Genomic DNA, 19,838 nt, shown 5'->3' with positions numbered 1-19,838 from the left:
TGCTGCTCCTGCCCGAGCGGGTGGTGAGCTTGGTGTACGGGAAGAGGGTGGCGCCGAGGGCGAGTTTGTCCATGACCGCGTCCAGCACCGGCCGGGTCGCCAGCAGCTCCACTTCCCCGGCCTCGCGGAGGCGGGCGAGGCCGAGGGTGTGGTCGAGTTCGGCGTCGGTGAGGATCACGCCCGCGACCGGGGTCTCCCGCGGGCCAGGCCCCGGGTGCAGGTCGGGGCAGTCGGCGAGCTGTTCGCCGAGGTCGGGTCCGGCGCCGACGAGGTAGTAGCGGCCGGGCGCCGCCTGCAGCGCGAGCGCGTCGTGGCGGCGGCGCCGCAGCGCGTGCACGCGGGCGCCCGCGCAGCCGGGGCAGGCGCAGTTCCACTGCGGCACGCCGCCCCCGGCGGCGGTGCCGAGCACGTGCACCAGCATCGCGGCCGCCTTACCGGCGGATCAGGCGGCGTCGGGCAGTTCGGGGCGCTCGCCGCGGTCGCTCAGCGCGTAACCGGTCACCTCGAGGCCGGTCTCGACGATCGCGAAGGCGGGCGGCTGCCAGGTGTCCTCGTCGGCGGCCTGGGACTGGAGGGTGGGGTCGTCCATGGGATGTCTCCCGTTCGCGTCGGGTGTCGGGCCTACGGGACCCATGCTGGGCCCCGCGGCCCGGACCCGCAGCCGTAAGACCGCCGCTCGGGCGGCTCACACCCGCAGCTCAAGCACCTGCCCCGGCCAGGGCGGCTTCCCCTCGCGCTCGACGGTGAACGCGGCCGCCCGGGTGAAGCCGAGCCGCTCGTACTGCGCCACCAGCGCCTGATCGTCGCCTGCGTAGCAGTCCACCCGCACCAGCCGCACCCCGCGCCGCCGCGCCTCGGCCTTCGCGTCGTTGATGAGCGCGGCTCCGACCCCGCCGCCCTTGAGCGCCCGGTCGGTGACCAGCAGCCGTACGAACACCTCCGGCTCGTCCGTCACCGGCACCCCGTCCGCGGGACCGTTGCCGAGCACGCACACCCCCGCCACCTGCCCGTCGTCGGTCTCCGCGATCCGCATCAGATACTCCGTCGCGTACCGGTGCACCCGACCGGGGCCGTGCGGCAGCGACGAGTACGGCTCCGTACCCCACTGGCCCGGCCGGCCGAGGGAGACGAGCCACGCGACGGCGGCATCGAGCAGGTCGAGGGTGGCGGGGACGTCGGCGGCGCCGCCGGTGCGAATCTTCATGCGGCCGTTGTACCCGGCGTCCCGCCCGGCCTCGGCAGCAGGGCCACCATCGCGGCGCCCGCGGCCATGAACACCGCGCACAGCACGAAGGTCAGCGCATAGCCGGAGGTCAGTGCCTCGGCGCCGGTCCCGGTGCCGGTACGGGACGCCGCCGCCGTCGCCAGCACGGTGAGGCCGAGCGCGCCGCCCAGCTGCCGCGAGGTGTTCAGCGCCCCCGCGACCAGGCCCTGGTCGGCGGCCGCGACGCCGGTGACGCCCGCCTCCGACACCGGCGTCATCAGCAGCCCCGCGCCGAGCATGGTGAGGGCGCCGGGCCCGAGGATCACGGACAGGAAGGTGCCGTCGGCGGTGATGGTGGCCTGCCACAGCAGCGCGGCGGTGGCGATGAGGGCGCCGGCCGCGGCGACCGTGCGCGGCCCGAAGCGGGCCATCAGCCGCGGTGCCGCCTTCGACCCGGCGATGACCGCGATGGTGTGCGGGAGGAAGGACAGGCCGGCCTGCACGGGGGAGTAGTGCAGCACGTTCTGCATGTAGAGGGAGAGGAAGTACCAGGTCGCCATGAGTGCCGGGCCGCAGATCAGCAGGATGGCGTTGGCCGCGGAGACCGACCGGATGCGGAACAGGCCGAGCGGGACGAGGGGTTCGTGGACCCGGGCCTCGGCGGCGACGAAGGCGGCGAGCAGCACGAGCCCGCCGATGAGCGGGACCAGCGACGCGGCCGAGGTCCAGCCGTGCGCCTCGGTCTGCACGATCCCGTACGCGAGCGCGGCGACGCCGCCGGTGACCAGGACCGAACCGAGCACGTCGAGCCGGCGCCCGGAGCCGGACCGGCCCTCGGCGAGCCAGAGCGCGGCGACGACGAGGACGAGGGCGCCGATGGGCACGTTGACCAGCAGCACCCAGCGCCACGACAGATGCTCGGTGAGCAGCCCGCCGACGAGGCCGCCCGCGGCGCCGCCGCCGGCGCCGACGGCCGTCCAGGTGCCGATGGCCCGGGTGCGGGCCGGGCCCTCGGGGAATGCGGTCGTGAGGATGGTGAGCGTGGCCGGCGACAGCACCGCGGCGCCGATCCCCTGCACGGCGCGGGCGGCGATCAGCATGCCGGGACCGTCCGCGAGCCCGCCGGCCAGGCTGGCGGCGGTGAAGAGTGCGAGCCCGGCGAGGAACACTCGCTTGCGCCCGAAGAGATCGGCCGCCCGCCCGCCGAGCAGCAGCAGCCCGGCGAAGGTGATGGCGTAGGCGTTCACCACCCACTGCAGCCCGCTCTCGGCCATGCCGAGGTCGGCGCGGATCGCGGGCAGCGCGACATTCACGACGGACATGTCGAGCACGACCAGGAACTGCCCCGCACAGGCGGCGAGCAGGACGGCCCAGGCGGGCGGGGTGCGGACGCGGCTCTGCGAAGCGCGTGCGGGGGCCTGCTCGTTCGTATCGGTCATGCCCGCCATGCTGGCGATCAGCGGGTCCCAAACGGTATCGGGAATCCGGCGTACGGCCGCGGGCGTACGCCCAGGGCTAGGGCCTTTCTTTCGGATCTTGTCGGCTGGCACGGAGATGTGCCACGTGCGGGTGGGCGTATGAATGGAGTGTGGGCATAGGAGCATCGGTCGGTGCGTGGCCTCGGCGTGCGGTGTCGCCGGTCCTGTGGCGGAGCCACCGGTCCGGGGGCGCCGTGCGGCGAGGGTGCGTGCCGGGCGGCGCGGGACCCGGCAAGATCCGAAAGAAAGGCCCTAGGCCACCCGCTCAGGCGCGGCCTGCTCCGGCACTTGGCCCACGGCCTCGACCAACGTGTCCAGGCGCATGCCGAGTTCACCCGCCAGCGCGGCCACCGTGAAGAACGCAGGCGTCGCGATCCGGCCCGACTCGATCTTCCGCAGCGTCTCGACCGAGATCCCCGCGCCGGCGGCGATCTCGACCATGCTGCGGGCGCCGCGGGCCGCGCGCAGCAGCTCGCCGAGCCGCTCGCCGCGCTCGCGCTCTTCCGGGGTCAGGGGGGTGCGTACCATGCCCGTTATTCTAATACCGGCCCCGGGTCGGCGAGGCCGGTCCCCGTCACTGCACCTTCCCGGCGAAGATCGCGGCGTCGGCGATCATGCGAGGTGTGACCTCGATCTGGAGATAGCGCTCCGACTTCGGCAGCTCGCAGCCGACCGGCACATTGATCGACCGGCCAGGCCGCAGGTGCGTGGAGGGCGAATCGAGGCCCTCGTCGAAGATCTGCTCCCCGCTCTTGCCCTCGTCGCCGTACTGGCAGGAGATGATGAGCTCGTTCAGGTCGAGGTTCTTCTCGGAGCCGTTGGTGACCTTCACCGTGAAGCGGGCATACGGCGTGTTCTCGGGACTGGCGTAGTCGCTGGAGACCCGGCGCTGGAATCCGGACAGGGCCACCGTGATGCCGTCCTCGTAGCTCGCGGTCTCGGTCAGGGACAGCGATTCGTCACCGGCGGCCTTCTCCTCCCCGGCGTCCGCCTCTTTGCTCTCCGGCTTCTCGCCGGGCTTCGCGGTCACGGTCACCGTCGCCGCGGCCCTTGGCGTGCCGTCGCCGCTGCCGCCGGCGGAGCCCACGGCGATGCCGGTGCCGAACACGACGACGAGAGCGACGACGGCGCCCGCGATCTGGAGGCCGCGATGCGACTGCCGCGGCGGTACGGGTGGCAGCGGCTGCTGCTGATACGGCTGCACCGGCGGCCCGTAGTCGAGGCCCGCCGGAGGCGGGGTGTAGCCGTAGGGCTGACCGGGCTGGTTCGGGTCGTGCGGGTAGTTCATGTTCCCCCCTGGGACATTGGCCGTGCGGACGGTACGGGATGTGCGGATCTGGCCGCTTGGGCCGGATGGGTCCACTTGGGGGGAGTTCGCCGCGCAGTCGGCCCGTGATACTAATACCGGTATAGAAATTGGTTCAGCTTGGAGGAGCACCACCATGGTCGAGTTGAAGTCCGCCGCCGGGATCGAGTCCATGCGCGCCGCGGGGCAGGTCGTCGGGCAGGCGCTCGCCGCCGTACAGGACGCCGCCGGGGTCGGCGTCAGCCTGCTGGAACTGGACGCCGTCGCGCGGGAGGTGCTCGACAAGGCCGGGGCGGGGTCGCCGTTCCTCGGCTATACGCCGTCCTTCGCGGACACCCCGTTTCCCGCGGTGATCTGCGCGTCCGTCAACGACGCCATCGTGCACGGCATCCCGACCGGCTACCGGCTGCGCGACGGCGACCTGGTCTCCATCGACTGCGGTGCCACCCTCGACGGCTGGACCGGGGACGCCGCGATCAGCTTCACCGTCGGCACCGCCCGCCCGGAGGACACCGAGCTGATCGAGGCCACCCGGCGGGCGCTGGACGCGGGCATCGCCGCCGCCACCGCCGGCAACCGGCTCGGCGACGTCGGCCACGCCATCCAGCAGGTCGCGGACGCCGCCCGCGCCGGCATGCCCGCCGACTTCGGCGGGCACGGCATCGGGCGGCGCATGCACGAGGACCCGCCGGTGCCCAACCGCGGCCGCCCGGGCCGCGGCTTCCCGCTCCGTCCGGGACTGGTCATCGCGATCGAGCCGATGCTGCACGCCGGCGGCTCCAACGCGTACGTCCCCGACCCGGACGGCTGGACCCTGCGCACCGCGGACGGCAGCAGGGCGGCGCACATCGAGCACACGGTGGCCGTAACCGAGGACGGCCCGCGGATCCTCACGCTGCCCTGAGCACCTTCCCGTACGCCGCTCCGAAGCGCCCGGCACCCGGCCGGGGGTCGCCGCATTGCGGGCCCCCGGGCGCCCCCGGACAGTGATCGTAAGAGCACATCCGACGGAGGAGCGGAGCTATGCCCAGAGGATCCAGCCCCAAGCGCGAGCGGCAGTACGAGCACATCAAGAAGAGCGCCAAGAAGCGCGGCGCGAGCACCGACCGGGCCGAGGAGATAGCGGCGCGGACCGTGAACAAGGCCCGCGCCCGCTCCGGCGAGTCCCGCACGGCGAGCCGCAGCTCGACCCGCGACATCTCCTCCGGCCGGCGCGGCGGTCAGCGCTCGCACTCCGGTGCCCAGGGCCCGACCCGCGACCAGCTCTACGCCGAGGCCCGCCGCCGCAACATCCACGGCCGCTCCACCATGAACAAGGCCCAGCTCAAGCGCGCCCTCGGCCGCTGAGGCCGCCGGCCTGGGGTGCCGGCGCAGCTCCCGACGCTCAGCCCTCGATGCCGGTCGTCGTGTGCGCCGTGCCCACCGGCTTGGACTCCGGTGAGCCGCGCTGCCGCAGATAGACCGAGAAGATCGCCATCGAGCCGACGGCGAGCAGCTCGGACTGCCAGTTCTGCAGGGTGCGGACCCAGAAGTCGGCCGAGGTCAGATACGCCGGCCAGCTGATCGGCGGCTGCAGGCCGCGGAGCTGTTCCTCGTTGTACGCGGCCACGCCCGCGACCGACTGCGTCAGCCAGGAGAGCAGGAACAGGGTGCACATCACCGTGCCCAGGGAGCGGGAGTACCAGGCCTGGCGGATGCCGCCGGCGTACGCCCAGCGGGGCGAGTCCGGCTGGGCGTACGCGCCGACCTTCTGCTCCTCGTCCGACTCCAGGCCCGCCTTGTGCAGCTTCTTCGACTCGGGGGAGCCGCGCTGGAGCAGCCAGACGGTGCCGAAGATGTAGAGGAAGAACTGCAGGTACTCCGACTGCCAGTTCTCGGTCACGTCGACGGCGAAGTCGGAGGTGAGCAGGTAGCCGCCGAAGCTCACCTGCTGCAGTTCCTCGGCGGCGAGGCGGTTGTTGAACTGGGCCTGGCCCGCGATCGCCTGCCCCAGCAGGGTGAGCAGGAAGGCGGTGCCGAAGGCGATGGTCAGCCCGTTGTTGCGGAAGAAGCGCAGGACCCGCCTCACCGGTGCATCAGCCCCAGCGTCAGGCAGTACGCGAGCCCCGCGGTCACGACCACCAGGTACAGCGTGAACAGCGTCCGCACCCGTCAGCCCCCCTTGACCAGACAGCGGTACGGCAGCCCCGGGCGCGGCGTGCAGCCAGCGGCCGTGACCTTCCAGCCGCCGGTGAAGGACGACAGGAAGAGCGTGTCGTGGGCGGTGATGATGCGCGCCTGGTGCCCGTACACATCGACCGAGCGCACCCGGCCCGGCGCGGGCAGCCCCGCCTCCCGCAGCGCCCGTACGCAGGGTGCGCCGGCGGACTGCACCAGCTCCTCGCGGGTGCCGGGCGCCAGCGCCGCGCAGCCGCGGGCCGGGTCCGGGGCGCGCAGCCGCGCCGCGAAGCCGGCCGCCGCCGCGGCGGCGGCATCCTCCCGCTCGGCGGGCGTCCCGCACCCGGTCAGTGCGGCGAGCAGCACCGCCGCGACCGGGATCGCCTGTCCAGCACGCACCGGATCCGCTCCCTTCCCTTCCCGCGGGGCCGATGATTCCGCCCGCGGGCAGCAGGAGCGGAAGCCGCCGTTCCGACACGCCGAGGTGCGCCCAATCGGGCCGCGGCCGCCGCGCCGCGCCTTGACTGAGCCGGGCGGCACCGGGCACTCGTCCTCCGCCGTGACCGGGATCGCGGCGCCGCCGATCGGCACAGCACCACTCGGGAGGACCGGATGATCGACCACACCCTGCCGCTGCTCGCCCAGGGATACGCCTGGCTCCCCGACCTCACCCGGCGCCGCGGCCCGGGGCCCGTAAGGACCCGGCTGCTCGGCAAGCCCGCCATCGCGCTGCGCGGCCCGGACGCGGTCGCGTTCTTCTACGACGAGGACCATGTACGGCGCCGGTCGGCGCTCCCGGAACCGGTGCTCAGCACCCTCTTCGGCAAGGGCGCCGTGCACACCCTCGACGGGGAGGCGCATCGCGCCCGCAAGGCGCTGTTCGTCTCGCTGCTGCAGGACGCCGCGGGGGTGGCGGCGCTGGCGCGGCGGGTGGCGCAGGAGTGGGAGCGGTCCGCGAAGGAGTGGGGCGACCGCTCCGAGGTGGTGTTCTTCGACGAGGTGAGCGTCCTGCTGACGCGGGCCGTGTGCGGGTGGGCGGGCATCCCGCTGGACGACCGGGAGGCGCGGCGTACGGCGGAGGACCTGATCGCCATGGTGGACGGCTTCGCCACCGCGGGGCCGCGGCACTGGCTGGCCCGCCGGGCGCGGAACCGGCAGGAGGAGCGGATCGCCCGGCTGATCGAGCAGGCCCGCTCGGAGCCGGGCGGTCCCGACGACGCGCTGCACGCGGTCGCCGCGCACCGCGACGCCGACGGGGAGCGGTTGGACCCGCGCACCGCCGCCGTCGAGGTCCTCAACGTCATCCGGCCGACCGTCGCCGTCACCTGGTTCGCGGTGTTCGGCGCGCACGCCCTGCACCGCCATCCGGAGCTGCGGGCCCGGCTGGCCGGGGAGGACGGGGGATACGGCGAAGACGGCGCGGGCGGGGACTACGCGCGGGCCTTCGCCCACGAGGTGCGCCGCTTCTATCCCTTCGCGCCCTTCGTCGCCGGCCTTGCCCCGCAGGACGTGCACTGGCAGGGCGAGACGATCGCGGAGGGCACCCTCGTGCTTCTGGACCTCTACGGGCAGAACCACGACCCGGAGCTCTGGCCCCGGCCGTATGTCTTCGACCCCGAGCGGTTCGTGGGCCGCGAGCCCGGCCGCGACGAACTCGTCCCGCAGGGCGGCGGGGACGCCGCCGCCGACCACCGCTGCCCGGGCGAGGACGTCGTCCTGGCCGCGCTGTCCACCCTGCTGCCCCGCCTCGCCCGCCTCGGATACGAGGTGCCGGAACAGGACCTGCGGATCCCGCTGCACCGCATGCCGACCAGGCCGCGCAGCGGCTTCGTGATCAGCGGGGTGCGCTGAGCCGGCGCCCCGCCCGCGGCAGCGTCAGCGCCGCCCCCGCCGTCAGTACGAGCCCGGCGGCCGCCAGCAGCATGCTCCACCGCATCCCGGCCAGGAAGGTGTCCTGACCCGCCAGCAGCGCCCCGAAGACCGCCACCGCCATCGCGCCGCCCGTCTGCCGGCCGGTGTTGAGCACGGCGGCCGCGGTGCCCGCCCGGTCCGCCGGCACCGCGTCGAGCAGCATCGCGGTCAGCGCCGGCACGGCCAGCGCCCCGCCGAGGCCGACCGGCACCATCAGCGCGGCCACCACCCACACGCCCGTGTGCGCGCCGACGGTGGCGACCGCCGCGAGACCGGTCATCGCGAGCAGCTGCCCGGCCACCATCGGCACCCGCGGGCCGAACCGGCCGGCCAGCTTCGCCGAGCTCAGGTTCACCAACGCGATCAGCGCCGTCATCGGCACGAACATCAGGCCCGTGTGCAGCGCGGACAGCCCCCGCACCTGCTGGAAGTACAGGCTGAAGACGAACACCCCGCCGTAGAAGGCGGCGTTGAGCACGAACCCGACCAGCACCGACACGGACACCACCTTCGAGCGGAACAGCCCCAGCGGCAGCATCGGCCGCGCGCCCCTGGCCTGCGCCACCAGGAAGCCGGCCGCGGCCGCGACGGCCACCAGCAGCGCTATCAGCGTCAGCGGCCGGCCGAAGCCCTCGGCGCCGCCCTCGATCACGCCGTACGTCAGCGCGCCCATGGCGACCACCGCGGTGACCTGCCCGGCCCAGTCGACCCGCGCGGGCAGCCGCGGCGAGGCCGGCACCCGGGCGAGCAGCGCGAGCGCCAGCAGCCCCGCCGGCAGATTGACGAAGAAGATCCAGCGCCAGCCTATGGAGGCGGTGAGCAGCCCGCCGAGCACCGGCCCCGCCGCCGCGGCGACGGCGCCGCCCGCGGTCCAGATGGCGATCGCCCGCGCCCGCTCGGCCTGGTCGGCGAAGCCCTGCCGGATCAGGGCGAGGGACGCCGGCATCATCACGGCCGCCGCGGCCCCCTGCACCAGCCGGGCCGCGACCAGCACGCCGAGCCCTGGCGCGAGACCGCACGCCGCCGAGGCCAGCGCGAAGAGCACCAGACCGCCGCCGAACGCCCGCCGGGCGCCGATCCGGTCCGACAGCGCGCCGGCGGAGAGCATCAGCGCGGCGAAGATCAGCGTGTAGCCGTCCACGACCCACTGCAGCCCCGACATGCCGCCGCCGAGACTGCGGCCGATGTCGGGCAGCGCGACGGTGACGATCATCGCGTCCAGCGCGATCAGGAAGAAGCCCAGCAGGGCGGCGCCGAGCACCGCGGAGGATCCGCTCCAGGCGGCCGGCGGCTTGGCCGCGGTACGGGCCGCGGCGGACTTGAACAGGGTGGCCATCAGTTGTGCACTCCTGAGACATTCGGGTGGTGCGAGGTGTGCAACTGAGACTCGACGCTACGGCCCGCCACTGACAGACCGGCCTGTGGCGGGGAGCCGCATAAGGGGGTGTGGCAGGGCCCCCCACGGCATCCGGTACGGAGCCGATGGCTGCGACACTGGACCGTATGAACGATCAAGGGCAGGCGAGCCAGGGCGGCCAGGGCAGCGAGCTGGGCCGCTATCTGCGCGCCAAGCGCGCCGCGGTGCAGCCCGAGGACGTCGGCCTGCCGCCGGGCACCGGCCGGCGCCGCACCCCGGGCCTGCGCCGCGAGGAGCTGGCCACGCTCGCCGGCGTCAGCATCGATTACTACACCCGCCTCGAGCGCGGCCGGGAGACCAACCCCAGCCCCGCCGTCGTCGACGCCCTCGCCGACGTGCTGCAGCTCAGCGACGACGCGTACGACCACCTGCGCACCCTCGCCGAGGCCGGCTCCCGCGGCCCGCGCGCCGACCGGCGGCGCAAGGAGCCCGCGCGCAGCCTCCGCCCCGGCATCCGCCAGCTGCTCGAGACCCTCCGCCCCAGCCCGGCCTACGTGGTCACCCGCACCAACGACCTCATCGCCGCCAACCCCGCAGGGCTGCGTCTCTACCACGGCCTGGCGGACTGGCCCGCGTCCCGCCGGAACATGACCCGCTATCTGTTCCTGCACCCGGCCGCCCGCGAGGTGTTCACCGACTGGGCGGACCTCCTCCCCGGCAGCGTCGCCCACCTGCGCGCGCTCGCGGGCGCGGACCCGGTCGCACCCGAGCTGACCCAGCTGGTCGGCGAACTGGCCGTGAAGAGCAAGGAGTTCGCCCGCCTCTGGGAGCGCTACGAGGTCTGCGCCCGCTCCAGCGGCACCAAGCGCTTCCGCCACCCCGAGGTCGGCGCCATGAGCCTGAACTACGAGCAGATGACCCTCGCCCGCACCGACGGCCAGCGCCTGATCGTCTACCAGGCCACCCCCGGCAGCCCCGACCACGACGCCCTGGTGCTGCTCGACATGGCGAGCAGCACTGCCGCCTCGGAGAGCGAGACCGCCCTAGGCTGAACCCATGGCCACATGGGACGACGTCCGCCGCCTCGCGCTCGCGCTGCCGGAGACCGAGGAGGTCACCTCCGGCTACGGGTGGATCAGCTGGCGGGTGAAGGACAAACTCTTCGCCTGGGAACGCCCGCTGCGCAAGACCGACCTCGCCGCGCTCGGCGACGCCGCTCCTGAAGGGCCGGTGCTGGCGGCCTACGTCCCCGACGAGGGCGCCAAGCTCGCGCTGCTCGCCGACGACCCGGGCAGCTACTTCACCACCCCGCACTTCGACGGCCACCCGTCCGTCCTCGTACGGCTGGCGGAGCTCCCGGCGGACGAGCTGGAGGAACTCCTCAAGGAGGCCTGGCTGGCCCGCGCGCCGAAGCGGGTGGCGCGGGACTTCCTCGGCTCGTAGCGGCGCGCTGTCAGCGCCAGGCCCGCAGCAGCTGCCGGCGCAGCAGCCACAGCGGACTGTCCGGGTCCGTACCACGCAGCCGGTCATCCAGCCGCAGCACGCTTTCGCAGCGGGCGAGGTGCATGCCGCGGGCCGCGGTGGCGGCGTCGTATCCCGCGGCGGCGGCGATACGGGAGGCCGCCGGGGAGCCGACGGAGATGGCGAGCCCCGCGATGTCCCGCGCGGGATCGGCCAGTTCGGCGTCCGTCCAGTCGAGGACGCCGGAGAGGGTGCCGTCGGGGTGGAGGAGGAGGTGCTCGCCCTTGAGGTCGGCGTGCGCCAGGACCGGGGGTGACGTCGAGGGGGCGGGCGGTGCCGGGAATGGCTGGTCCGGGCGAGCGAGGGGGCGGTCCTCACCCGCGAGCGCGTCCGGGTCCGCCTGGAGGCGCGTCCACGCCGCCTGCGCCTCCCGCGTGAGCTCGTCCCAGCGCAGCGGCTCCGCCCGCGGCACCCCCAGCGCCGCCGCCTCCGCCGCCGGGAACTCCCGCAGCCCCCGCAGCAGCGCTGCCAGTTGCGCCTCCCCCGCCGCCGACAGCGGCCGGTTCTCCGCGGAGGCGCCCGGCAGCAGGACATCGACCGTGAAGCCGCACCCCGGCGCCCACATCCCCGCACCCACTGATTCCGGTACGGGCGCATCCATACGTTTCCGGACCGCGTTCCGCAGCGCGACCTCGCGTCGCTGACGGGCCGTCGCGGCCGGATCGGGAGCGAAGCGCGCCACGTAGGCGTCGCCCACCCACCACGTGAGATGCTCGCCGCCCTCTTCTACGGGACGCAGCACCGGCGGCTCCGCCAGGCCGAGGGCCGCCTGGACCAACTGAGCGGCGTCGGCGGTCTTCACGGCCGGACGCCCTGCCGCACCCAGCCCTCCGCCGCGAACACCTTCCGCCCCCGCTCCCGGGCCTCCCCGTCCGCCGCGGCCCGGGCCGCGAACTCCTCCGGTGTGTCGCCGAAGAGCGTGCGCAGGTCGGACGATCCGGCCAGCAGGGCGGCGAGAAGCTCGGGTTGGGGGAGCAGCGGGCGCGGGGGTGCGGTGAGGGAGTCGTCCGCGGCCAGCCAGCCGTGTTTGCTCAGGTACGCCTCGCAGTGCGGTACGGCCTCGCCCGAAGGCAGCTCGACCGCGCTCCCGGGCGGCCCGCCGGTGGTCAGCCGCAGCCGGTCGTAGGCGCCTTCCGTGGCGTCCATCACCGGTAGTTGGGCCTCGTCCAGCCACGACACCGCCAGCTCGGCCGTCCGCCCGGGCGCCGCGGGCACCGGCGTCGCGGGCACGTAACCCGCCCGTCCCACATGCGCCGACACCCCGGCGGCGACCCCGCGCACCCGCACCCGCGTCAGCGGCACCGCACTCCGCTCGGGCAGGTGCCGGAACTTCCGCCGCAGCTGTCCGGGCGCCCCGTTGGACCCGACCGCGAGCACCGGCGTCCGCTCGCCGCACGGCGGCAGCCCGAGCCGGTTCAGTACGGCATCGAGGGGCTCCGGCACCGCGTCCTCGACCAGCCACGCACCGACCGGCGCCCCCTCCTCCGGTACGAGCCGCAGGAAGCGGTCGCCGACGAGCAGGCCCGACTCCGCGGGCAGCGTGCCGGGGTAGGTGAGCGGCGCCTGCAGCGGGCTGCCGCCGAGGCCCAGGGCGGTGAGCGTACGAGAGGGGTGGTGAAGCACGGAGTAGAGCGTAGGTGAGAGCGGGCCGCGCACGGCGCAGCGATCACCGTTCACTCCGGCTCGCGGACCGTCTCCACCGCCTCCCGGACATCCGGATGCGGGTCGTCGGCGAGGCCGTCCAGCACCTCGGCCACCCCCGGTGTGGACCAGCGCGAGACTGCCCACACCAGGTCCTCCCGCACCCCGGCGTCCGGATGGGCGGCGAGGCGGGCCAGTCGGTCGAGCGGGCCGCGGCGGCGCATGCCGAACCAGTGCAGGGCCTCCCGCAGCGCGGCCGGGTCGCCGGGGTCGCCCGCCGCCGCCACCCGCGAGAGCAGCACCCGCGGCGGCGGCGCCGGACCGTCCAGCGGATGCGGCAGCCGCTCGCGCAGCCGCCGTGCCCCGTAACCGCCGCGCTCCCGGCAGCCGAAGCAGGTGCAGGGGCGGCGGCCGTGCGCGTCGGGCAGATAGCGCCAGCCCACGACCTGGGGTGCCGCGCGGATCCGGTGCACCTCGCGGGGCCGTATCGCCCGGGGCACGAAGACCTCCCAGCCGCGCGGGTCCGCCAGCGCCGCGATCCGCCGCACCGCCTCGGCGGCGGGGACGAGGCCGGAGGCGTCGGGGCTCCGCCCCGAGTAGTGCCCGGCCAGCACACCCTGGTCGTCGGCCAGCCGCACCTGGACCGCCACCAGCCCGCCCCGGCCGCCGAAGCGCGCCAGCTCGCGCAGCCATTGGTGGGTGAGGGTGTACGACGGCAGCACCGGGAAGCAGTACACCCCGCGGGCGCCGTCCTGGCCGCGGCTCGCGGCGCGGATCCCGGACCGCCGGATGCGCGCCGCGTTCGCCGCCGGCGTCAGGTGCACGAACATGGCCATCGCCTACGCCCCCACCTCGCGCGCGAAGCGCCGCACCGCGTCGGTGAAGGCCGCGGGCGCGGCGTAGTTCGCCAGGTGGCCCGCGCGCGGGATCAGCTCGATCCGGGCGCGGCCGTGGGCCCGTGCGAAGTCGCGTTCGCCCTGGCGGAAGAGGCGGTCCCGCTCGCCGTTGAGGATCAGCACCGGCGCATCGGACCGGTCCGCGATCTCCCGCATCACCGACGCGTCGAAGCGGCCGAGGACCTCACCCCAGGCCGCCGACAGGGCCGGGAAGGCGTAACCCGCGGCGATGGTCGGCCCGATCACCTCCGGCGGGTAGAGGCGGCGGAAGAGCGCGTCGTTGAAGCGGGTCAGGCGCTCCGGCGAGATCCGCGGGACCAGGCCGGCGATCATCCGGTACGGGGCGGTCCAGGGGCCGCGGGTCGGCGCGCTCGCGCCGGCGAGCACCAGGCCGCGCAGCCGCCCGGATCCGTACCGGCGGGCGAACTCCAGGGCCACATAGCCGCCGAGCGAATGCCCGACGACCACGGCGGGTCCGAGCCGGTCCACGGCGTCGGCCACCACCCGCGCGGCCCGGCCGAGGTCCCAGGGCTCGGCCGCGCGGGCGCCGTGTCCCGGCAGGTCGACCGTCTCGACGGTGAACTCCGCTCGCAGCGTGGGTAGTTGCGGGCTCCACTGCGCGCTGCTCAGGCGGGTGCCGTGGATTAGCACGATGGGTGGCCGGCCGGTCATCGCTCGCCCCTTTCGCCGCTCTGCCGCGCGTCCGCCCGGATCGTATCCGCGCACGTTCCGCGGCCCGTCGCGCGGGTAAGGTCGGGGAGGCAGGATCGATCCCGTCGTGGAAGGAGCCTCCGTTGGACGCCGCCGAGATACCGGACCGCCCCGAGCTTCCGGCCCGCCTTCCGGACGCCTTTCTCACGCCTGGCTCGTCGTCCTTCGTCGACTTCCTGCAGGTGCAGGCGCCCGGTTTCCTGCCCGTGAACCGCCGGCTCCCGGCGGCCGCGCACCCGGACTTCACCGTCCCGCACGCCACCACCGTCGTCGCCGCCACGTACGCCGACGGCGTCCTGATCGCCGCCGACCGCCGCGTCACGGCCGGGAACCTCATCGCCAACCGCGAGTACGAGAAGGTCCTCCAGGCCGACGACTACTCCGCCGTCGGCATCGCCGGCTCCACCGGCATCGCGGAGGAGATGGTCGCGCTCTTCCGGATGGAGCTGGCGCACTTCGAGAAGATCGAGTCGTCCGCCCTGTCCCTGACCGGCAAGGCCAACCGCCTCGGCACCCTGATCCGCGGCAACCTCGAACTCGCCACCCAGGGCCTCGCCGTCGTCCCGGTCTACGTCGGCTACGACGACGCCCGCGGCCGGGGCCGGATCTTCTCGTACGACATCACCGGCGGCCGCAGCGAGGAGCAGCACTTCGCGGGGACCGGCTCCGGCTCGGTGTTCGCGCTCGGCTCGCTGAAGAAGCTGTGGCGCGCGGACATGGCCGAGCGTGAACTGGCGACCGCCGCGGTACAGGCGCTGTACGACGCGGCGGAGGAGGACACGGCCACCGGCGGCCCGGACGCCACCCGGCGGCTGTATCCGCGGGTGGCGGTGGTGGACGCGGAGGGCTTCCGGCAGCTGCCGGAGCCGCTGGTCAGCGAGATCGCGGGCGAGGTCCTGGCCGGGCGGTACGAGCGGCCCGACGGGCCGACGGCGCCGGTGCTCTAGCGGGACAGCCGGTGCTCCGGCCGGTTTTCCGCGCACCTCCCGGATACCGTGGCCCGGATGAACGACGATCTCCTCTTCCCTCCTGACCTCCCGGTCCTCGAGCAGATGCGGATCCACGCCTCAGGGCGTGCCTGGCTCGCCGAGCTGCCCGCGCTGGTGGCGAAGTACCGCGAGGAGTGGTCGCTGCGGCTCGACCCGCCCTTCCACGGCGGCAGTTGCTCGTGGGTGGCCCCGGCCCGTACCGAGGACGGCACCCACGCCGTCTTCAAGGTCACCTGGCCGCACCCCGAGGCCGCCGGCGAGGCGGAGGCGCTGCGGATCTGGGACGGGCGCGGAGCGGTGCGGCTGCTGCGGCACGACCCCGGCCACTCCGCCCTGCTCATCGAGCGCTGCGAGCCCGGCACCGAACTCGGCGACGCCGAGCACCTGCCGGCCGAGGAGCGGCTGCTCATCGGGGCGGAGCTGCTGCGCGAACTGTGGAGCGCCGACCTGCCCGCAGGGCACGGCCTCGCGCGGGTCGCCGACGTCTGCGCCGAGTGGGCGGACGTCGTCGAGGAGCGGATGGCGCGGCTGCGGCCCGGTTACGACCCGGGGCTCGTCTCCCTCGGCGCCCGGCTGCTGCGCGAGCTTCCCGCCTCCGCCACCCGCGAGGTCGTGGTGCACGGCGACTTCAACCCCGGCAACCTCCTCGCCGCCGAGCGCCGCCCCTGGCTCGCCATCGACGCGAAGCCGATGGCCGGCGACCCGGGATACGACCTGTACCCGCTCATCGAGCAGGTCGACGACCCGTACGAGCACGATGACCCGAAGCGCGTCGTCGCCGACCGCTTCACGCTCGTCGCGGACGTGCTGGGCGAGGACCGCGGGCGGCTGCTGGCCTGGGCGGTGGCGCGGCGCGTCGAGACCGCGCTGTGGGCGGCCGACCTCGGGGACGGCGAGGGCGGCGGGGAGGTGATGGGGGAGGCACGGCTCTTGGCGGATCTTGCCGGGCTGTGAATACTCTCCGGTAGCCAAGGGAGAGGAGACCCTCATGGGCTTCGGGGACTACCAGAGCGAGATATACCTCAACGGCCTCGCCGACCAGCAGCCGCCGTTCACCACCGACCCCACCGCCCTGGAGGCCGCCGCCCGCGAGCGGCTCGAGGACGGCCCGTTCTGGTACGTCGCCGGGGCGGCAGGATCCGGCGCCACCGCCCGCGCCAACCGCGAGGCCTTCGACCGCCGCCGCCTCGTCCCGCGGATGCTCGCCGACGCCACCGAACGCGACCTCGGCACCACGGTGCTCGGCACCGAGATGCCCGCGCCCGTACTCCTCGCACCCGTCGGCGTGCAGTCGATCCTGCACGAGGACGGCGAGCTCGCCACCGCCCGTGCGGCGGCCGCGACCGGCCTGCCGATGATCCTCTCCACCGCCGCCTCGCACACCATCGAGGAGGTCGCCGAGGCCAACGGCCCCGGCGCGCCGCGCTGGTACCAGCTCTACTGGCCGAACGACGACGACGTCTGCGCCAGCATCCTCGACCGCGCCAAGAAGGCCGGCTTCACCACCCTCGTCGTCACCCTCGACACGTGGACGCTCGCCTGGCGGCCGCACGACCTCGACGCCTCGTACCTGCCGTTCATCCGCGGCGTCGGGACCGCCATCCCGTTCTCCGACCCGGTCTTCCGCGCGGCGCTCGCCAAGCCGCCGGAGGAGGACCTGATATCGGCGGTGCTGCAGTGGGTGCCGACGTTCACCGGCACCGACAAGTCCTGGGACCGGCTGCCGTTCCTGCGCGCGCACTGGGACGGGCCGATCGTGCTGAAGGGTATCCAGCACCCCGACGACGCCCGCCGCGCCGTCGACGCCGGCATGGACGGCATCGTCGTCTCCAACCACGGCGGCCGCCAGGTCGACGGCGCGGTGGCGTCCCTCGACGCGTTGCCGTCGATCGCCGCGGCCGTCGGCGACCGTACGGACATCCTCTTCGACTCCGGCGTACGCACCGGCGCCGACGTGCTGAAGGCCCTCGCCCTCGGTGCCAAGGCGGTGCTGTACGGCCGCCCGTACGCCTACGGCCTCGCGCTCGGCGGGGAGGACGGCGTCCGGCACGTGCTGCGCTCGCTGCTTGCCGACCTGGACCTCACGCTGGGGCTGACGGGTCACCGCTCGGTGTCGGAGCTGGGGCCGCGCTCGCTGGCTTCGGAATGACGGCGGCGTCCGCGTCCGCCGCCTCGTAACGCCGCCCCATCCGCCGCAGCAGCACCCCGGTGAGCGCCGCCATCCCGGTCATGACGGTGGCGTAGACGGCGGACGGGACGGCCATCTGGGTCGAGTCCAGCAGCGACGGGCTGAGCGCGATGGCCATCGCGAGGGTGGTGTTGTGCATGCCGATCTCGAAGCAGCAGGCCACCGACTGCCGGTGGTCGGCCCGCGCCAGCCGGGTGGCTCCGTAGCCGGTGGCGAGGGAGAGCGCGCCGAAGAGGGTGACGACGATGCCGGCGTCGGCGAGATAGCCGGCGACGTTGTTCCGCTCCATGGTGACCGCCGCGACGATGATCGCGATCAGCACGACGAGCGAAAGGATCTTCACGCGCTCATGCGCCCGGTCGGCGAAGCCGGGATACCGCTTGCGCACCAGCATCCCGATCGCGACCGGCACCAGGACGACGAGAAACACCTGCACCGTCTTGTCGAACCGCAGCCCGATGGCGTCCTCGCCGGTCATGAAGTGCGCGAGCGAGAGATTGACGACGAGCGGGAGCGTGAAGACCGCCAGCACCGAATTGATGGCGGTGAGGGTGACGTTGAGGGCGACATCACCGCCGAAGAGATGGCTGAAGATATTCGCCATCGACCCGCCGGGCGAGGCGGCGAGCAGCATCACGCCGACGGCCAGCGCGGCCGGCATGTCAAAGGCTTTCACCAGCCCGAACGCCGCCGCGGGCAGCAGCACCAGCTGGCAGACCAGCGCCACGGTCACCGCCCGCGGGTACCGGGCGATCCGCCGGAAGTCGGCGATCGTGAGCCCGAGGCCGAGGCCCAGCATGATCACGGCGATGACGACGGGCAGCAGGACGTTCGTCAGAGGAGAGTCCACGCGCCCAAGGCTGCGGGGCGCGGCCCGAGCTGTCCACGGCTACACACGCATGCATGCCGAATTGTGGCTGTTGTCGTTGGTGATCAGTCCGGCGGCCCCACTGCCGCCTTGATGATGTCGCGGGCCGTACGGGCGGCCGGGCTCGCGCCGTTGAGGTCGTCGAGGTCGTCGGGGTCGTCGGGGTCGTCGGGGTCGTCGGGGTCGCGTTCCTCCCGGACCACCGCCACGGTCACCTTGCGGTCGCCGCCGTCGGCGCAGGCGGTGAACCAGTTGAGCTGCCGCTCGTGGCCCTCGCCGACCTGCTGGGCGCCGCCGCCCTTGCCGCCGACCTCGACGTCCGCGACCGCGGCGGGTTTGCCCGTGCCTTCCTCGACCGCGGTGATCAGGGCCTCGCGCAGCTCCTTGGCGGCGAGCGGGTTCAGGGCCTGCCGCGGGGGCTTGTCCGGCGGGCGGAAGAGGACCTTGCCGTCCGGGTCCGTCACCCGGGAGACGAGGTGGGGGCGGGGCAGCCGGCCGTCGTTGGCGACGGCGCCCATGACCATGGCGAGTTGCAGCGGGGTGGCGCGTACCGTGCCCATGCCGATGCCGTTCATGGCGTTCATCGGCCGCTCCGCGGCGGTGGGGAAGACGCTCCGGGCGGCTCGTACGGGCACGTCGAGCTGCTTGTCGTTGAAGCCCAGCCGCTCCGCCGCCGCGCTCAGCTTCTTCTCGCCGAGGTCGTCGGCGAGTTTGGCGAAGACCGCGGTGCAGCCGTAGCGCAGCGCCGTGCGCAGAGCCGCGTTCTTGCACGGCGCGGCGGGCGGGTTGGCGACCCGGGTGGTGGACTGCGGCAGCGCGTACGGGGACGGGCTCTTGGTCGGGTCGTCGACGGACTGCACCACACCCTCGTCGAGGGCGGCGGCGGCCACCACCGTGTGGAAGGCGCTGCCCGGCGGCAGTGGTTCGCGCAGGGCGCGGTTGAGCAGCGGGCGGTCGGCGCTGCCGTTGAGGCGCTTCCAGGCCGAGTCGGCGGTGGGGCCGGTGAGGGTGCCCGGGTCGTAGCCGGGACTCGAGACCACCGCGAGGATTTCGCCGCTGTCCGGATCGAGGGCGATGGCGGCGCCGTTGGCCGCGCTCTTCAGGCTCTTGGCCGCGGCTCGCTGGACGTCCGGGTCGATGGTGGTCGCCACGGTGGTGCCGGTGCGGGCCAGCTCCTCGCCGAAGACCTGCTCCAGCTGCGAGCTGCCGAAGGCGGCGGTGCGATAGCCGGTGACGGGGGCGTACAGGGCGCCGTCGGTGTATGTGCGGCGGTAGCCGTCGCCGGACTTGGCGGAGCCGGTGACGGGTTCGCCGGCGACGAGAATGTTCCCGGGCCGGCCACCGCCGCCCGGCGGGGCATCGCCGTCGTCATCGCGGAGCTGGAGGAACGCGACGGTGCCACCGGCGGTGACCGCGAGCGCCGTCGCGACGGCGAGGGCCGCGCGGGTGCGGCGCCGCGGACGGCGCCCGGCCGCGGGTGCAGTCGACGCGGAGCCGGCGGCGCCGCCCTGAACGTACGGCCCCGCGTCCTGCGGATACGCCGGCGGGGGCACGTCCTCGACCGGCCCGCCCGGGATTGGCCCGCCTGCGCCCGCCCCGCCCGGGGCCGGC

At 74.3% G+C, this 19,838-nt stretch carries 22 protein-coding genes and 1 pseudogene; 8 read left to right on the top strand and 15 right to left on the bottom strand.

What is annotated here, in order from left to right; all coding sequences use genetic code 11:
- The 6 genes from G5C51_RS27085 to G5C51_RS27060 all read right to left on the bottom strand — a co-directional run.
- Positions 1–421: MBL fold metallo-hydrolase (locus G5C51_RS27085; RefSeq protein ID WP_240929943.1), on the bottom strand; the 421-nt coding region annotated here is incomplete at its 3' end.
- Between the two features lie 21 nt (positions 422–442).
- Positions 443–589, bottom strand: a complete 147-nt coding sequence (gene pqqA, locus G5C51_RS27080) for a pyrroloquinoline quinone precursor peptide PqqA (RefSeq protein ID WP_165240849.1) — start codon at positions 587–589, stop codon at positions 443–445.
- 96 nt (positions 590–685) lie between these two features.
- A complete protein-coding gene (locus tag G5C51_RS27075; protein ID WP_165240848.1) occupies positions 686–1,204 on the bottom strand; it encodes a GNAT family N-acetyltransferase in 519 nt (172 codons plus the stop codon).
- Complete coding sequence (locus G5C51_RS27070; protein WP_240929942.1) at positions 1,201–2,643, bottom strand: DHA2 family efflux MFS transporter permease subunit; 1,443 nt, start codon at positions 2,641–2,643, stop codon at positions 1,201–1,203. The genes G5C51_RS27075 and G5C51_RS27070 overlap by 4 nt, the downstream gene beginning before the upstream one ends.
- Before the next feature lie 291 nt (positions 2,644–2,934).
- The gene (locus G5C51_RS27065; protein WP_165240846.1) at positions 2,935–3,210 is read right to left on the bottom strand and encodes a helix-turn-helix domain-containing protein; all 276 of its coding nucleotides are present in this window, start codon (positions 3,208–3,210) and stop codon (positions 2,935–2,937) included.
- Between the two features lie 46 nt (positions 3,211–3,256).
- The gene (locus G5C51_RS27060) at positions 3,257–3,970 is read right to left on the bottom strand and encodes a DUF4352 domain-containing protein (protein WP_165240845.1); all 714 of its coding nucleotides are present in this window, start codon (positions 3,968–3,970) and stop codon (positions 3,257–3,259) included.
- A 154-nt stretch (positions 3,971–4,124) separates the two neighbouring features.
- Here G5C51_RS27060 and map point away from each other — a divergent pair, with 154 nt between their 5' ends.
- Both map and G5C51_RS27050 read left to right on the top strand, forming a co-directional pair.
- Complete coding sequence (gene map, locus G5C51_RS27055; protein WP_165240844.1) at positions 4,125–4,892, top strand: type I methionyl aminopeptidase; 768 nt, start codon at positions 4,125–4,127, stop codon at positions 4,890–4,892.
- A 119-nt stretch (positions 4,893–5,011) separates the two neighbouring features.
- Entirely contained in the window at positions 5,012–5,335 is a 324-nt protein-coding gene (locus G5C51_RS27050; protein ID WP_165240843.1) for a plasmid stabilization protein, read from the top strand.
- 37 nt (positions 5,336–5,372) lie between these two features.
- On the opposite strand, the gene G5C51_RS27045 is transcribed toward G5C51_RS27050, so the two are convergent.
- Together G5C51_RS27045 and G5C51_RS27040 are read right to left on the bottom strand one after the other, a co-directional pair.
- Positions 5,373–6,056 carry a DUF6766 family protein gene (locus tag G5C51_RS27045; RefSeq protein ID WP_165240842.1) on the bottom strand — a complete coding sequence of 228 codons (684 nt, stop codon included), beginning with the start codon at positions 6,054–6,056 and terminating at the stop codon, positions 5,373–5,375.
- A gap of 83 nt (positions 6,057–6,139) precedes the next feature.
- Positions 6,140–6,544, bottom strand: a complete 405-nt coding sequence (locus G5C51_RS27040) for a hypothetical protein (RefSeq protein WP_165240841.1) — start codon at positions 6,542–6,544, stop codon at positions 6,140–6,142.
- 213 nt (positions 6,545–6,757) lie between these two features.
- On the opposite strand from G5C51_RS27040, the gene G5C51_RS27035 reads away from it, so the two are divergent.
- Positions 6,758–7,996, top strand: a complete 1,239-nt coding sequence (locus G5C51_RS27035; protein WP_165240840.1) for a cytochrome P450 — start codon at positions 6,758–6,760, stop codon at positions 7,994–7,996.
- On the opposite strand, the gene G5C51_RS27030 is transcribed toward G5C51_RS27035, so the two are convergent.
- On the bottom strand, positions 7,980–9,392 hold the full coding sequence (locus G5C51_RS27030) for an MFS transporter (protein ID WP_165240839.1): 1,413 nt from the start codon (positions 9,390–9,392) through the stop codon (positions 7,980–7,982). The two genes, G5C51_RS27035 and G5C51_RS27030, sit on opposite strands and share 17 nt — an antisense overlap.
- Before the next feature lie 167 nt (positions 9,393–9,559).
- On the opposite strand from G5C51_RS27030, the gene G5C51_RS27025 reads away from it, so the two are divergent.
- Together G5C51_RS27025 and G5C51_RS27020 are read left to right on the top strand one after the other, a co-directional pair.
- The gene (locus tag G5C51_RS27025) at positions 9,560–10,465 is read left to right on the top strand and encodes a helix-turn-helix transcriptional regulator (RefSeq protein ID WP_165240838.1); all 906 of its coding nucleotides are present in this window, start codon (positions 9,560–9,562) and stop codon (positions 10,463–10,465) included.
- Positions 10,466–10,469: 4 nt separating this feature from the next.
- Entirely contained in the window at positions 10,470–10,856 is a 387-nt protein-coding gene (locus tag G5C51_RS27020; RefSeq protein WP_165240837.1) for an MmcQ/YjbR family DNA-binding protein, read from the top strand.
- Between the two features lie 10 nt (positions 10,857–10,866).
- Here the strand turns inward: G5C51_RS27020 and G5C51_RS27015 are convergent, their stop codons facing one another.
- From G5C51_RS27015 to G5C51_RS27000, 4 genes are read right to left on the bottom strand one after another with little or no spacing between them, the layout of a single operon-like run.
- Complete coding sequence (locus G5C51_RS27015) at positions 10,867–11,736, bottom strand: phosphotransferase (RefSeq protein WP_165240836.1); 870 nt, start codon at positions 11,734–11,736, stop codon at positions 10,867–10,869.
- On the bottom strand, positions 11,733–12,557 hold the full coding sequence (locus G5C51_RS27010) for a hypothetical protein (protein ID WP_165240835.1): 825 nt from the start codon (positions 12,555–12,557) through the stop codon (positions 11,733–11,735). The genes G5C51_RS27015 and G5C51_RS27010 overlap by 4 nt, the downstream gene beginning before the upstream one ends.
- 50 nt (positions 12,558–12,607) lie before the next feature.
- A complete protein-coding gene (locus G5C51_RS27005) occupies positions 12,608–13,411 on the bottom strand; it encodes a HEAT repeat domain-containing protein (protein ID WP_206314370.1) in 804 nt (267 codons plus the stop codon).
- Between the two features lie 3 nt (positions 13,412–13,414).
- Positions 13,415–14,143, bottom strand: a complete 729-nt coding sequence (locus tag G5C51_RS27000; RefSeq protein WP_165240833.1) for an alpha/beta fold hydrolase — start codon at positions 14,141–14,143, stop codon at positions 13,415–13,417.
- Between the two features lie 137 nt (positions 14,144–14,280).
- Between G5C51_RS27000 and prcB the strand changes: the two genes are divergently transcribed.
- Genes prcB through G5C51_RS26985 form a run of 3 tightly spaced genes read left to right on the top strand, consistent with a single transcriptional unit; the run spans position 14,281 to position 17,320 of the window.
- The gene (gene prcB / locus G5C51_RS26995; RefSeq protein ID WP_165240850.1) at positions 14,281–15,129 is read left to right on the top strand and encodes a proteasome subunit beta; all 849 of its coding nucleotides are present in this window, start codon (positions 14,281–14,283) and stop codon (positions 15,127–15,129) included.
- 57 nt (positions 15,130–15,186) lie between these two features.
- Positions 15,187–16,125: an aminoglycoside phosphotransferase family protein gene (locus tag G5C51_RS26990; RefSeq protein WP_165240832.1), complete on the top strand. Its 939-nt coding sequence runs from the start codon at positions 15,187–15,189 to the stop codon at positions 16,123–16,125.
- A gap of 34 nt (positions 16,126–16,159) precedes the next feature.
- Positions 16,160–17,320: a lactate 2-monooxygenase gene (locus G5C51_RS26985; RefSeq protein WP_165240831.1), complete on the top strand. Its 1,161-nt coding sequence runs from the start codon at positions 16,160–16,162 to the stop codon at positions 17,318–17,320.
- Here G5C51_RS26985 and G5C51_RS26980 read toward each other — a convergent pair.
- Both G5C51_RS26980 and G5C51_RS26975 read right to left on the bottom strand, forming a co-directional pair.
- Positions 17,253–18,221, bottom strand: a pseudogene (locus G5C51_RS26980) (bile acid:sodium symporter family protein); the annotation flags it as partial. The gene G5C51_RS26985 and the pseudogene G5C51_RS26980 sit on opposite strands and share 68 nt — an antisense overlap.
- Positions 18,222–18,292: 71 nt before the next feature.
- A partial coding sequence (locus tag G5C51_RS26975) for a penicillin-binding transpeptidase domain-containing protein (RefSeq protein ID WP_206314368.1) occupies positions 18,293–19,838 on the bottom strand: 1,546 nt, incomplete at its 5' end.

The sequence above is a fragment of the Streptomyces coryli genome (assembly GCF_011044975.1).
In the GTDB taxonomy this organism is placed as follows: domain Bacteria; phylum Actinomycetota; class Actinomycetes; order Streptomycetales; family Streptomycetaceae; genus Streptomyces; species Streptomyces coryli.
This window is presented reverse-complemented; position numbering and strand designations above follow the sequence as displayed.

Coding starts and splice junctions, on each gene's coding strand:
- G5C51_RS27005 (WP_206314370.1), bottom strand. CDS start 13,411: ATGGCCATGTTCGTGCACCTGACGCCGGCGGCGAACGCGGCGCGCATC.
- G5C51_RS27025 (WP_165240838.1), top strand. CDS start 9,560: ATGAACGATCAAGGGCAGGCGAGCCAGGGCGGCCAGGGCAGCGAGCTG.
- G5C51_RS27050 (WP_165240843.1), top strand. CDS start 5,012: ATGCCCAGAGGATCCAGCCCCAAGCGCGAGCGGCAGTACGAGCACATC.
- G5C51_RS27065 (WP_165240846.1), bottom strand. CDS start 3,210: ATGGTACGCACCCCCCTGACCCCGGAAGAGCGCGAGCGCGGCGAGCGG.
- G5C51_RS27000 (WP_165240833.1), bottom strand. CDS start 14,143: ATGACCGGCCGGCCACCCATCGTGCTAATCCACGGCACCCGCCTGAGC.
- G5C51_RS27060 (WP_165240845.1), bottom strand. CDS start 3,970: ATGAACTACCCGCACGACCCGAACCAGCCCGGTCAGCCCTACGGCTAC.
- G5C51_RS27030 (WP_165240839.1), bottom strand. CDS start 9,392: ATGGCCACCCTGTTCAAGTCCGCCGCGGCCCGTACCGCGGCCAAGCCG.
- G5C51_RS27035 (WP_165240840.1), top strand. CDS start 6,758: ATGATCGACCACACCCTGCCGCTGCTCGCCCAGGGATACGCCTGGCTC.
- G5C51_RS27070 (WP_240929942.1), bottom strand. CDS start 2,643: ATGACCGATACGAACGAGCAGGCCCCCGCACGCGCTTCGCAGAGCCGC.
- G5C51_RS27020 (WP_165240837.1), top strand. CDS start 10,470: ATGGCCACATGGGACGACGTCCGCCGCCTCGCGCTCGCGCTGCCGGAG.
- pqqA (WP_165240849.1), bottom strand. CDS start 589: ATGGACGACCCCACCCTCCAGTCCCAGGCCGCCGACGAGGACACCTGG.
- G5C51_RS26990 (WP_165240832.1), top strand. CDS start 15,187: ATGAACGACGATCTCCTCTTCCCTCCTGACCTCCCGGTCCTCGAGCAG.
- map (WP_165240844.1), top strand. CDS start 4,125: ATGGTCGAGTTGAAGTCCGCCGCCGGGATCGAGTCCATGCGCGCCGCG.
- G5C51_RS26985 (WP_165240831.1), top strand. CDS start 16,160: ATGGGCTTCGGGGACTACCAGAGCGAGATATACCTCAACGGCCTCGCC.
- G5C51_RS27075 (WP_165240848.1), bottom strand. CDS start 1,204: ATGAAGATTCGCACCGGCGGCGCCGCCGACGTCCCCGCCACCCTCGAC.